The organism is Nocardia ignorata NBRC 108230 (assembly GCF_001612905.1).
In the GTDB taxonomy this organism is placed as follows: Bacteria; Actinomycetota; Actinomycetes; order Mycobacteriales; family Mycobacteriaceae; genus Nocardia; species Nocardia ignorata.
Map to the genome: position 1 here is coordinate 250,246 of NZ_BDBI01000012.1, position 11,766 is coordinate 262,011.

The 11,766-nt window shown below is 66.9% G+C and carries 10 protein-coding genes; 5 read left to right on the forward strand and 5 right to left on the reverse strand.

All coding sequences use genetic code 11. The features are described 5' to 3' along the window. The first annotated feature begins 182 nt into the window (after positions 1-182). The 4 genes from NI2_RS12380 (at position 183) to NI2_RS12395 (ending at position 4,418) form a co-directional block, all read left to right on the forward strand. Complete coding sequence (locus NI2_RS12380) at positions 183-1,604, forward strand: three-helix bundle dimerization domain-containing protein (RefSeq protein ID WP_243750003.1); 1,422 nt, start codon at positions 183-185, stop codon at positions 1,602-1,604. A 121-nt stretch (positions 1,605-1,725) separates the two neighbouring features. Then, positions 1,726-2,553 (forward strand): alpha/beta fold hydrolase, encoded by an 828-nt coding sequence (locus NI2_RS12385; protein ID WP_067489901.1) that lies wholly within the window; start codon positions 1,726-1,728, stop codon positions 2,551-2,553. A gap of 336 nt (positions 2,554-2,889) precedes the next feature. Then, positions 2,890-4,008 (forward strand): serine hydrolase domain-containing protein, encoded by a 1,119-nt coding sequence (locus NI2_RS12390; protein WP_133734116.1) that lies wholly within the window; start codon positions 2,890-2,892, stop codon positions 4,006-4,008. Positions 4,009-4,073: 65 nt separating this feature from the next. Then, positions 4,074-4,418 carry a hypothetical protein gene (locus NI2_RS12395; protein ID WP_067489907.1) on the forward strand — a complete coding sequence of 115 codons (345 nt, stop codon included), beginning with the start codon at positions 4,074-4,076 and terminating at the stop codon, positions 4,416-4,418. On the opposite strand, the gene NI2_RS33770 is transcribed toward NI2_RS12395, so the two are convergent. Continuing rightward, a complete protein-coding gene (locus NI2_RS33770) occupies positions 4,383-4,586 on the reverse strand; it encodes a hypothetical protein (protein ID WP_133734115.1) in 204 nt (67 codons plus the stop codon). The two genes, NI2_RS12395 and NI2_RS33770, sit on opposite strands and share 36 nt — an antisense overlap. Before the next feature lie 336 nt (positions 4,587-4,922). Beyond that, the gene (locus NI2_RS12400; RefSeq protein WP_067489910.1) at positions 4,923-5,750 is read right to left on the reverse strand and encodes an alpha/beta fold hydrolase; all 828 of its coding nucleotides are present in this window, start codon (positions 5,748-5,750) and stop codon (positions 4,923-4,925) included. Between the two features lie 570 nt (positions 5,751-6,320). Here NI2_RS12400 and NI2_RS12405 point away from each other — a divergent pair. Beyond that, positions 6,321-6,656: a YnfA family protein gene (locus NI2_RS12405; protein ID WP_067489913.1), complete on the forward strand. Its 336-nt coding sequence runs from the start codon at positions 6,321-6,323 to the stop codon at positions 6,654-6,656. 3 nt (positions 6,657-6,659) lie between these two features. On the opposite strand, the gene nuoN is transcribed toward NI2_RS12405, so the two are convergent. The 3 genes from nuoN to nuoL are packed head-to-tail and all read right to left on the reverse strand — an operon-like array spanning position 6,660 to position 11,766. Next, entirely contained in the window at positions 6,660-8,282 is a 1,623-nt protein-coding gene (gene nuoN, locus NI2_RS12410) for an NADH-quinone oxidoreductase subunit NuoN (protein ID WP_067489916.1), read from the reverse strand. Beyond that, positions 8,279-9,883, reverse strand: coding sequence for an NADH-quinone oxidoreductase subunit M (locus tag NI2_RS12415; protein WP_067489919.1), 1,605 nt, complete (start codon positions 9,881-9,883; stop codon positions 8,279-8,281). The genes nuoN and NI2_RS12415 overlap by 4 nt, the downstream gene beginning before the upstream one ends. Continuing rightward, the gene (gene nuoL, locus NI2_RS12420) at positions 9,880-11,766 is read right to left on the reverse strand and encodes an NADH-quinone oxidoreductase subunit L (protein WP_067489922.1); all 1,887 of its coding nucleotides are present in this window, start codon (positions 11,764-11,766) and stop codon (positions 9,880-9,882) included. The genes NI2_RS12415 and nuoL overlap by 4 nt, the downstream gene beginning before the upstream one ends.

The window sequence follows — 11,766 nt, forward strand, 5'->3', positions numbered from 1 at the left end:
GCGGCGGTGGACGAACATCGGGACAACATGACGTTGCCGGAAACGGAGCGGGTGCTGAACTCTGCGTGCCGGGCCGTTCACAGCTGGGGTAACTGTGCTGCGCGCCGGTAGCGTGGCCCGCGGCGTGCGCAGGTCGCCGCGCGCCGCGTCCGCAGCCCCGAAGTATGACCAGGAGAATTGTGGTGTCGCGCGTAATCCCCGGCGTAGCTGCCGATGCCGTCGAACGTGAGAAGCAGGCCATGCGGCGCATGACCGAAAGCCTGGTCGAAGATCTGTCGGACAATGTTCCCGTCGAGCAGGTGACCTCGGCCGTCGGTGCCGCGCACACCCGGTTCGAGGGCAAGCCGATCCGTGAGTTCGTGCCGATCCTGGTGGAGCGGATCGTGCGCAACGAACTGGCCGATTCCGACCCGACCGTGCGAGTGCCCGCGCCGACCGCGCGCCCTGCCGCAGCCGAGCAGCCGGCCGAACCGGTCGCCACTGCGGGGAAGCCTGCCGCGCCGCTGGTGAGCAGGCGGAAGCTAGTTTCGCTGTCGGTCGGTGCGGTCGGTGCGGTGGCGATCGTGGCCGCCGGGATGACGCTGTGGCCGAGCAGCGCCGAAAGCCCGGCCGCCGCGCCGGTCGGCGCGGTCACCGTGGTGCGCGGTGTGGTCGGGTCGGAGAAGATGTCGTTCTTCGCCGACGAGCGCGTCGTCAAGGTGCTCACCGACAACGGGATCCGGGTGGAGGTGCAGCCCGCGGGATCGCGGCAGATCGCCACCGAGGTCGACCTCGACAGCTTCGATTTCGCGTTTCCGTCGAGCAAGCCCGCCGCCGAACGCATTCAGCGGTTGCGCAATGTCACCGCCGGGTACACGCCGTTCTCCTCGCCGATCGCGATCGCCACCTACCGGCCGATCGCCGACCTGCTCACCGCGGCAGGTGTGATCAAGCCCGGCCCGGTCGCGACCTTCGACATGCAGCGGTACCTCGAGCTCACCGCCAAGGGTGTGCAGTGGGACGACCTGCCCGGTAACACGACCTACCCGGTGGCCAAGAACATCTTGGTCTCCACCACCGACCCGCGTACCTCGAACTCCGCCGCGATGTACATGGCGATCGCCGGCTATGTGGCCAACGATCACACCATCGTGCGCGGCGGCACCGCCGAACAGCACGTACTTCCGACGCTGTCGAAACTGTTCCTCGCCCAGGGCTACACCGACAACAGCAGCGAAGGGCCCTTCACCCAGTATCTGACCAACGGGATGGGCCCGACACCGATGGTGTGCATCTACGAGGCCCAGTTCGTCGAGGCGGCGGGGCAGGGACGCATCACCGAGGACATGGTTCTCACCTATCCGACACCGACCGTGCTGTCGAGCCACACGCTTGTCCCGTTCACCGATACCGGCGACCGGATCGGCAAGCTGCTCACCGAGAACGCCGAACTGCGCCGTCTCGCCGCCGAACACGGTTTCCGCACGGGCGACAACGCACAGTTCACCGCCGTGGCCGCCGAGCGCAAGGTGCCGGTTCCCGCCGACCTGATCGACGTGGTCGACGTGCCCGCGTACGAGACGCTGGAAAACCTACTCGACGGGGTCGCCAAGTCCTTCAACTGAGTTCGGTGCGCTGACCTGCAAATATCCCGGTGCGAAAAAACTTTCGCGGGCAGCGATGAGTTCTGGCGGTGGGCACCGTCTTTATGGGTGCTACCTGTAGGCCGAGATCCGGGAGAGGCTCATGACCGCCAGTTCCGCCGTCACCACCGGCACCCTCGTGGTGCCTGATGCCCGTCTGTACTACGAGGTCAGGGGGTCGGGACCGCTGATGGTGCTCGTCGGCGCACCGATGAACGCCGCCGCGTTCGCCCCGCTGGCCGAGCAGCTCGCCACCACCAACACGGTCCTCACCACCGACCCGCGCGGTCACAACGCCAGCTCCCTGAACGACCCGGATCAGGACTCCACCGTCGCGGCCCGCGCCGACGACCTGGCCCGGCTCGTCACCCGTCTCGACGCGGGTCCGGCGGTGGTATTCGGTTCCAGCGGCGGCGCCGTGTCCGCGCTCGCCCTGGCCCAGAATCACCCCGACCTGGTCACCACGGTCGTCGCCCACGAACCACCGCTGCGCGAACTGCTGCCCGACGCCGACGCTCAGCGGGCCCGCACCGACGACATCATCGCCACCTACACCGACGGCGATGTACTCGGCGCGTGGCGGAAGTTCTTCGCCCAAGCCGACATCCCGATTCCCGACCCGGTCCTCGAGCAGATGTTCGGCGCCGATCGCGACCCACGCCAGGTCGCGAGCGAACGCTACTGGCTCACCCACGAACTGCGCCACACCACCGCATGGGTGCCCGATCCGCCCCTGCTCCGCACGATCCCCACCCGTGTCATCGTCGGTATCGGCACCGACTCCAGTGGCCAGCTCTGCGACCGCACTTCCCGCCAACTGGCCTCGGCGCTCGGCGTCGACCCGGTCCTGTTCCCCGGCGACCACACCGGATTCGTCAACGAACCAGCCACTTTCGCCGCCCGCCTGCAAGAAGCGCTCGACGAGCCGTGAGCACGGTTGCTCACGGAACCGCCCCCGTTGACGATGCCCGCGATCTCCTGGTCTGCCGAACCGAGCTGCGCCAGAGGGTAATCGCGTTGCTCATCCGCGACCGCCAGGAATTCGCCGGCCGCGCACGTGCACAACCCTGCATCGCGATGTCGTAGAGCGGACTCGTCAACGGAACCACACTCCCGCGTGCACGCGGCTAGCGCGAATGTTCTCGCCGTGCACCCCCTCGGGTCATCGTCTATACCGCCTGACACCTTCCTGGGGGTACGGCAGTTCGACAACAGGTAGTACCGCAGTCCAATGTGCCTGTGTACCAGAGCTTTCTACTGTCTGCTCATGCTGACACGTACGTTGATCCTGCCGATCTGCACCATCGCCTTGTTGCTGACGAGCTGTACTACGAGCTCCGCTGAGGCGCCCGCCGTCGCGCCCGCGCGGCTGGACTCAGTGCGGGGCGACCTTGCCGGGTTGGTCGAGTCAGGAGCTGTCGGCGCTGTCGCGACCCTGACCGACAACGGTGCGACGGCGGTGATGAGCGCCGGGGTCGCCGATCTCGTCGAGGGCGCACCGATTCCTGATGATCGACCGCACTACGTGCGCGTCGGCAGCATTACCAAGACGTTCACGGCGGCGGTGGTGTTGCAGTTGGTTGCTGAAAAGCAGGTGGCGCTGGATGCGCCGGTGGAGAAGTATCTGCCGGGTTTGCTTCGTGGTGACGGCGTGGACGGGCGGGCGATCACGGTTCGTCAGCTCCTCGGTCACCGCAGCGGATTGCCGGTTCCGCGTTCGTTCGAATTGACGGAGCATCAGGCGGCCGTCGTCGGCCGCACCTTCACACCGGAGGAGGAGATGGCGATCATCCTGCAGTCACCCGCCGAGTCGCCTCCCGGCACCCGCTTCCAGTACAACAACACCAACTACCTGGTGGCGGGGATGCTGATCGAGGCCGTCACCGGGCGCTCGTACGCCACCGAGCTCGTCGACCGCATCATCACCCCGCTCGGCCTGACACACACCTATCTGCCCGCCACCGGCGAAACCGGTCTGCGTCGACCCCATCTGTCCGGCTACACCACGGTCGACGGAAACGTCACCGACGAAACCCTCATGGAACCGTCTCTGCCTTGGGCTTCGGGCGCCCTGGTCAGTACCGGCGCCGACCTCAATCGCTTCTACCTCGCACTGGTATCGGGCCAGGTGGTTCCGCCCGCCCAGTTGCGCGACATGCTCGACGGCGTCGACATGGGCGAAGGCAACGGCATGTCCTACGGACTCGGCATCGGCTACACCCAACTCCCCTGCGGCACACGCTTCATCGGCCATCACGGCAACGTTCGCGGCTTCGGTGTCCTCGCGGGCGCCACCACCGCGGGCCGCGCCTTCACCTACTCCTACACCGGCACCCCGACAGCCACGAACATGGGCGCCTGGATCACCAGCGGGCTCTGCGGCTGATCCGCCACTCGCGGCGCTCGGCGAAGGGTGTATCCGATACCGAGGTACAGGGTTACCGTCGAAGAATGCAGCTGCAACCAGATCAGGGCGATTGGGTGTCTCCGGCGTGCACCCTGCCCACGGCGGAGCAACCGATCCGGGTCGCCGAGTTCGACCAACTCTTCCGCAGCTCTGCGCGCGCAATCCGACGTCCCGATCGGAAGCGGCTCGACGTGATCCTCGATCCGGGCGCCGAGGCGGTGGCGCGCGAGCTCTCCGAGCGCGAGAGCCGCTGCTGCTCGTTCTTCACCTTCGACTTCGCTGTCGAGCAGGAGGGCCTGATGATGCGAGTCGGTGTTCCGGCGAACCACGTGGAGGTACTCGACGCCTTCGCATCACGTGCCCTGGCTGCGATCGAGGCGGCCGGGTGAGCTTTGACGAATCGGCCGGCTCACATTCGCTACCACATCGCCGCCGACGCGGATCACGTCCGGAGTGGGGGCTGAACTGTTTTCCGCGCCTGAGCGGGTCAGGTACTCATCTGCACGAACAAGATTCTGTCCGCCCGCGCGCCGATTGTCGACCAGTTCCACCACCACTTGGAGCACCGCAACATCTTCACCGAGGCTTACTCGAAGTGGCGTGACCCGTGCACGCACCTGCTCACCGGCGCCGGCGTGGGCAAGTGCGGTTCGTGGTGACGGTGCACTAGGCCGCACCCACATCGGCATCGACGACCACTACTGCTTCCATCTGCCCGACCTCTGCGGAACCCGCGGGCCACTACGCGACCCGGACGCCCCCCGACGACGAATAAGCCATCCGCCCTGCAGATCGTGGTGCCGCCGCTACCGACTTGCTGATCGACTGGGTACATCGTTGGTGCTCGCCGCCGCGAAACACCGGCTACCCCGACGGCGGCACCCGCGACCCGGCTACTTCTTCAAAAAATTCAGCAGGTCGGTGTTGAAGCGGTCCTTGTCGCCGGGCACCAATGCGATACCGTGCGAGCCGCCGGGATACACCAGAAGTTCGGCGTCGGGAATGATCTGGGCGGATTTGCGGCCGGTGGCATCGATCGGGACGACCTGATCGTCGTCACCGTGGACCACGAGGGTGGGGATGTCGAACTTGGCGAGGTCGGCGGTGAAATCGGTGTAGCCGAAGGCGTCCACACATTGCACCCCGGCCTGGATGGACTCGTGCATGGCCATGAGCCAGAAGGCGTCGAGATTGCCGCGTGTGGCTTTGGTATCGGGTCGGTTCGCGCTGAAGAAGCCTTCGGCGGTGTCGCGCCAGAACTGGGAGCGTTCGGTCAATATGCCCTCTTTGAGGGAGTTGAACACTGAGTCGGGCACGCCCTCGGGGTTGGAGTCCGATTGTGCCATGATCGGCGGGATCGCGGAGAGCAGGACTGCCGAGCGGACGCGGTCGGTGCCGTGGCGGCCGATGTAGCGGGCCAGTTCGCCACCGCCCATCGAATGCGCGACCAGGGTGATCTCATCGAGGTCGAGGTGCACGATCAGATCGTTGAGGTCGTCGGCGAAGGTGTCGAAGTCGTAGCCTTGCCAGGGCTGTGCAGAGCGGCCGTGGCCGCGCCGATCGTGGGCGATGCCGCGGTACCCGGCGTCGGCCACGCATTTCATCTGGTCGTCCCAGGCGTCGGCGTTCAACGGCCAGCCGTGGATGAACAGGACAGGGCGTCCGGTGCCCCAGTCCTTGTAGTAGAGCTCGACTCCATCGCGAGTGTTGCACACAGGCATCAGTAGTCACCTTCCACTGGTGGCGGCACGCCGACCGGGGACTCGGCCGTCCTACGAACCGCCGACTCCCACCGTGCCACAGTTCGGGGATTGGGCGGGTGCGACACCGCAGGTGCGATGAGTCATCACTACGGGGCGCCACTACCTCGGTCTCGGCAACGACGTAGGTCCGGCCGGTCTCCGGCAAGGTTTCCGGCGATGGAGGTTGCTGTCGAACCGGTACCCAAGGCTCCTACCGCGCCACCCAGGGTCAGTGCTTTGATCGTTGCGCCCTCATCGACCCCGACGGCTACCACGTTGTCACCATAGGTGCGCAGGGAGCGCCGAGGGGCTGCTCGACGCGCCCGCGCATGTCGGCGTCTTGGACATGCAGGCCCATCGACTCCACCCGGATCCGGATTGTGCTTCCTCGGCCGCGAGGTACACCCGCCCACGGTGGTGACGTTTTCCAGGCGCAGTGTCCCCGCGTCCGGCGCGGCTCAACAGTGACCGCACATAGTACGTCGCTGTCCGCAGCGTGACTTTTCTCGTCGATGTTCTCTGAAACCCCGGAATCCAGGATGTGAGCCGATGACCGCGCTGCGTTCGATCCTGCTGTTCGCGCTGGCCGCCGTTGCCGAGATCGGCGGCGCCTGGCTGGTCTGGCAGGGCGTGCGCGAGCACAAGGGTGTGGCCTGGATCGGCGCCGGAGTCATCGCCCTCGGCCTCTACGGTTTCGTCGCCACGCTGCAGCCCGACGCCAATTTCGGGCGGATCCTCGCCGCTTACGGCGGGGTGTTCGTGGCCGGATCCTTGCTGTGGGGCATGGCATTGGACGGCTTCCGCCCCGACCGCTGGGACGTGATCGGGGCGGCCATCTGCCTACTCGGCGTCGCGATCATCATGTACGCGCCGCGCCCTAGCTGATCGCTACTGGATGAAGTGGGCCGCCCGTTCCGCCAGGTCGAGAACGGGCTGGGGGAACAGGCCGAGGAGCACGGTCGCGCCCGCGGTGAAGGCCACGACGAGGACGGTCGCGAACGGCGAGGTCGCGGTCGGGGCGTCGGCGGGCGGGTCGGTGAAGAACATCAGCACGATGACGCGGACGTAGAAGAACGCCGCGATGGCGCTGCACACGACACCGATGATGACCAGGAAGATGTAGTCGGCACCGGATGCGGCGGCGAATACCGCGAACTTGCTGACGAATCCGCTGGTCAGCGGAAGCCCGGCGAACGACAGCAGCAGCAGCGCGAAAACCGAGGCCAGCCAGGGGGACCGCTTACCGAGACCGGCCCACTGCGACATGGCGGTCGCCTCGTCGCCGGAACCGTCGCGCACCAGACTGACCACCGCGAACGCACCGACGGTGCCGAGACCGTAGGCCAGCAGATAGAACATCACCGCCGCCAAACCCGCGGAATCGGCGGCGGTCATGCCGACGATCAGGAACCCGGCGTGCGCGATGGAGGAGTAGGCGAGCATCCGCTTCACATCGGTCTGGGTGACCGCCATGACCGCGCCGACCACCATCGTCGCCACCGCGACGGCGGCGAGCACGGGCCGCCAATCATCGCTGAGCGCACCGGTTCCCACCATCAGCACGCGCATGGTCGCCCCGACCGCGGCGATCTTGGTCGCCGCCGCCATGAACGCGGTGATCGGGGTCGGTGCGCCCTGATACACGTCGGGCACCCACGCCTGGAACGGCACGGCACCGATCTTGAACAGCAGTCCCACCGCGAGCATCGCGATACCGAGCAGGGCGAGAGTGGCGTCGTCGCCCTGCTCGTCCAGTGCCGCACCGATTTCCGGCAGCGAGACGGTGCCGGTCTGCCCGTAGAGCAGTGCGACACCGTAGAGGAAGAACGCGGAGGAGAAGGCGCCGAGCAGGAAGTACTTCAGTGCCGCTTCCTGCGACAGCAGCCGCCTGCGCCGGGCGAGTCCGCACAGCAGATACAGCGGCAGCGACAGCACCTCCAGCGCGACGAACATGGTGAGCAGATCGTTGGACGCGGGAAACAGCAGCAGGCCGCCCAGAGCGAGCATGGTCAGTGGGAAGACCTCGGTGGTCGAGACGCCCGCCCGCACGGCGGCGAGTTCGTTGGCGCTGCCCGGGACCGACGATGCCTGCGGGGTGAAGGCGTCGACACCGCGTTCGAGGACGGCGGCGGCCCGGCTCCAGGTGCCCGGCCCGCTGCGCACGCGCCGTACCGCACCCCGTTCGGCGATCAGCAGCAGTCCGAGCAGCCCGATCACGAGAATGGTGCCCTGCAGAAACAAGGTGACACCGTCGATCGCGACGGCGCCGACCACGGCGGTGGCCTCGGTGCCGGCTAGCAGCACCACGGCGACCAGCGCGGCGAGCACACCGGCGATGCCGAGCACCACATGGGTGCCGTACCGGTAGGCGCGGGGCGCGAACGCCTCGACCAGCACACCGACGACGCCGACGGTGAACACGATCAGCATCGGTGCGAGCAGGTGGTATTCGATGCTAGGCGCGGTCAGCGGGGCCGCGAGCTCGTTGATGGTCACGGAGTCCGTCCTCATTTGTGTCCGCCGGTGGGGGCTGCTTCGGGAGCGGGGACCTTCGGCGCCGGATCTTGCTTACCGATGGTCGACAAGGTCTGTCCCACTGCGGGATTCACCAGATCGAGCATCGGCTTCGGGTACAGGCCGAGCACCAGCAGGACGATGAGCAGCGGGACGACCACGGCGAGTTCGCGCGGCACCAGATCGCGCAGGTTCTCGTTGCCCTCACGCAGGGGGCCGGTCATCAGTCGCTGGTAGAGCCACAGCACGTAGATCGCGGCAAGGACCAGCGCACCGGTCGCCACCACCGCGGCCACCTCGTATCGGCTGAATGTGCCGACCAGAACCAGGAATTCGCTGACGAAAGGAGCGAGTCCGGGCAGTGACAGGGTTGCCAATCCGGCGATGAAGAACGTGCCCGCCAGCACGGGGGCCACCTTCTGCACGCCGCCGAAATCGGCGATCATCCGGCTGCCGCGCCTGCTGACGAGGAATCCGGCGATGAGAAACAATGCGGCCGTGGACAATCCGTGGTTCACCATGTACAGCGTGGCACCGGACTGCGCCTGGGAGGTCATGGCGAAGATGCCGAGGATGATGAACCCGAAGTGCGAGATGGAGGTGTAGGCGATCAGGCGCATCACGTCGGTCTGCCCGATCGCGAGCAGCGCGCCGTAGAGCACACCGATCACCGCGAGGGTGATGACGAGCGGAGCGAAGGTGTCGGAGGCCAGCGGGAACAGCAGTAGGCAGTAGCGCAGCATGCCGAAGGTGCCGACCTTGTCGACCACCGCCATCATCAGCACCGCGCTCGACGGGGTGGCCGACACGGCGGCGTCGGGCAGCCAGGTGTGCAGCGGCCACAGGGGAGCCTTCACCGCGAAGGCGAACATGAACCCGAGGAACAGGGCGTTCAAGACCGCCGTACTACCGCCGAGTTCGCCGTTGTTGGCCGCTTCGACCACCACCCGCAGATCGAAGGTGCCCGCCGAGCCTTGACCGAGGCCGGCGCGGGCGGTGAGCACGTACAGCCCGATCACCGCGGCCAGCATGATCAACCCACCGAACAGGTTGTACAGCAGGAACTTCACCGCCGCGCGCGTGCGTTGCGCGCGCACGGCGGCGTCGGTGGTGCGGGCGCCGAAGCCGCCGATGAGGAAGTACATCGGGATCAGCATGGCTTCGAAGAAGATGTAGAACAGCAGGATGTCGAGGGCGAGGAACGAGATCAGCACCATCGACTCGACCAGCAGCATCAACGCCATGTACAGGTGGGCGTTCTTGCGGCCGTCGCCGCTGTCGTCGTTCCAGCCCGCCAGGATCAGCAGCGGCACGAGCAGCGCGGTGAGCAGTACCAGGGCGGTGGCGATGCCGTCGAGGCCGAGGGTGTAACCCACGCCGAACGCCGGGATCCACTCGTGGGATTCGACGAATTGGTACTGCTCACCGCCGGGCCGGAAATTCACCGCGAGCACGACGGCGAGCACGAGCACACCGAACGACACCGTGAACGCGAGCGCGCGAGCCAGGGTGCGCTGGGCGGCGGGAACCGCGAGCACCGCGACGGCACCGATCGCGGGGGCCAGCCAGAGCGTCGTCAGCCAGGGAAACGAGTTCACCAGAACCTCACCGCGAGCAGGGCAGCGGCCACCAGGGCCGCGCCGGTGAACATGGACAGGGCATACGAGCGGACGAAACCTGTTTGCACGCGCCGGGTTCGGGCCGACAGCCCGCCGATGGCGGCGGCCGTCCCGTTGACGATCCCGTCGACACCCTTGGCGTCGACGAATACCAGCGCCCGGGTGAGGTAGCGGCCGGGACGTTCGAACGCCGCTTCGTTGACGGCATCACCGTAGAGATCCTTGCGTGCGGCGCGGGTGAGCACGGTGACCGGCTCCGGCGCGACCTCGGGAACGGCCGACTCGGCGTACTTGCGGTAGGCCACGGCGACACCGATCGCGACCACCGTCAACGCGAGTCCGGTGACGACGATGGGCGGGACGACGGGTTCGGCGTGGTGCGAGCCGACGACGGGTTCGAGCCAGTGCACCAGCGACGAGCCCCACACGAACAGTCCACCGGCGAACACGGACCCGAGGGCGAGCAGGATCATCGGCCCGGTCATCACCGCGGGTGATTCGTGCGGGTGGGTGTCGGGTTTCCAACGGCGCTCACCGAAGAACGTCATCAACATGACCCGGGTCATGTAGAAGGCGGTGAGCCCGGCGCCGAGCAGGGTGACCACCCCGAGCAGGACACCGGTGGTGCCGCCGTGGTCGAAGGCGGCCTCGATGATCTTGTCCTTGGAGAAGAAGCCCGACAGTGGTGGCACGCCGATGATCGCCAGGTAGCCGAGCCCGAAGGTGACGAAGGTGATCGGCATCAGGGAACGAAGGCCGCCGTAGCGGCGCATATCGGTTTCGTCGTTCATCGCGTGCATCACCGATCCGGCACCGAGGAACAACCCGGCCTTGAAGAAGCCGTGGGTGAGCAAGTGCATGATCGCGAAGGCGTAGCCCGCGGGGCCGAGACCGACCGCGAGGATCATGTAGCCGATCTGGCTCATCGTCGAGGCGGCCAGCGCCTTCTTGATGTCGTCCTTGGCGCAGCCGATGATCGCGCCGAACAGCAACGTCACCGCGCCGACGGCGAGCACCGCGGCCTGCGCGCCGGGGGCCAGATCGTAGATCGGGTTGGCGCGCGCGATCAGGTACACACCGGCGGTGACCATGGTGGCGGCGTGGATGAGCGCCGACACCGGCGTCGGGCCTTCCATGGCGTCGCCGAGCCAGGACTGCAGCGGCACCTGCGCGGATTTACCGCACGCGGCGAGCAGCAACATCAGCCCGATCACGGTGAGCGTGCCCTCGCTCGCGCCCGGTGCGGCCCCGAACACGGTCTGGAAGTCGAAGGAGCCGAAGGTCGCGAACATGACCATCATGGCGATGGCAAGACCCATGTCACCGACCCGGTTCACCACGAATGCCTTCTTGGCAGCCGTTGCGGCGGAGGGCTTCTCGTACCAGAACCCGATCAGCAGGTACGACGCCAGGCCCACACCTTCCCAGCCGAGGTAGAGCACGAGGAAGTTGTCGGCCAGGACGAGTACGAGCATGGCGGCCAGGAACAGGTTGAGGTAGCCGAAGAAGCGGCGCCTGCCCGGATCGTGGCTCATGTAGCCGATCGAATACAGGTGGATCAGGGAGCCGACGCCGGTGATGAGCAGCGCGAAGCAGATCGACAGCTGATCGAGTTGCAGCCCGAACGCGACCTGCATCTGCGCCACCGGCACCCAGGTGAACAGCTCCAGATGCTGGGCACGGTCGGCGTCGGCGCGACCGAGCATGCCGACGAACGCGACGACCGCGACGACGAACGAACCGAGCGCGGCGGCCGTACCGAGGTAGTGCCCCCAGCCGTCGGCGCGGCGCCCGAGCAACAGCAGAACGATCGCGCCGATCAGGGGGATCGCGGGCAGCAGCCACAACGTTGCGGTACCCAT

Bases quoted from the DNA above. Each gene is read 5' to 3' on its own strand.
- nuoL (WP_067489922.1), bottom strand. From the start codon at position 11,766: ATGGGTACCGCAACGTTGTGGCTGCTGCCCGCGATCCCCCTGATCGGC.
- NI2_RS12385 (WP_067489901.1), top strand. From the start codon at position 1,726: ATGACCGCCAGTTCCGCCGTCACCACCGGCACCCTCGTGGTGCCTGAT.
- nuoN (WP_067489916.1), bottom strand. From the start codon at position 8,282: ATGAGGACGGACTCCGTGACCATCAACGAGCTCGCGGCCCCGCTGACC.
- NI2_RS12395 (WP_067489907.1), top strand. From the start codon at position 4,074: ATGCAGCTGCAACCAGATCAGGGCGATTGGGTGTCTCCGGCGTGCACC.
- NI2_RS12390 (WP_133734116.1), top strand. From the start codon at position 2,890: ATGCTGACACGTACGTTGATCCTGCCGATCTGCACCATCGCCTTGTTG.
- NI2_RS12405 (WP_067489913.1), top strand. From the start codon at position 6,321: ATGACCGCGCTGCGTTCGATCCTGCTGTTCGCGCTGGCCGCCGTTGCC.
- NI2_RS12400 (WP_067489910.1), bottom strand. From the start codon at position 5,750: ATGCCTGTGTGCAACACTCGCGATGGAGTCGAGCTCTACTACAAGGAC.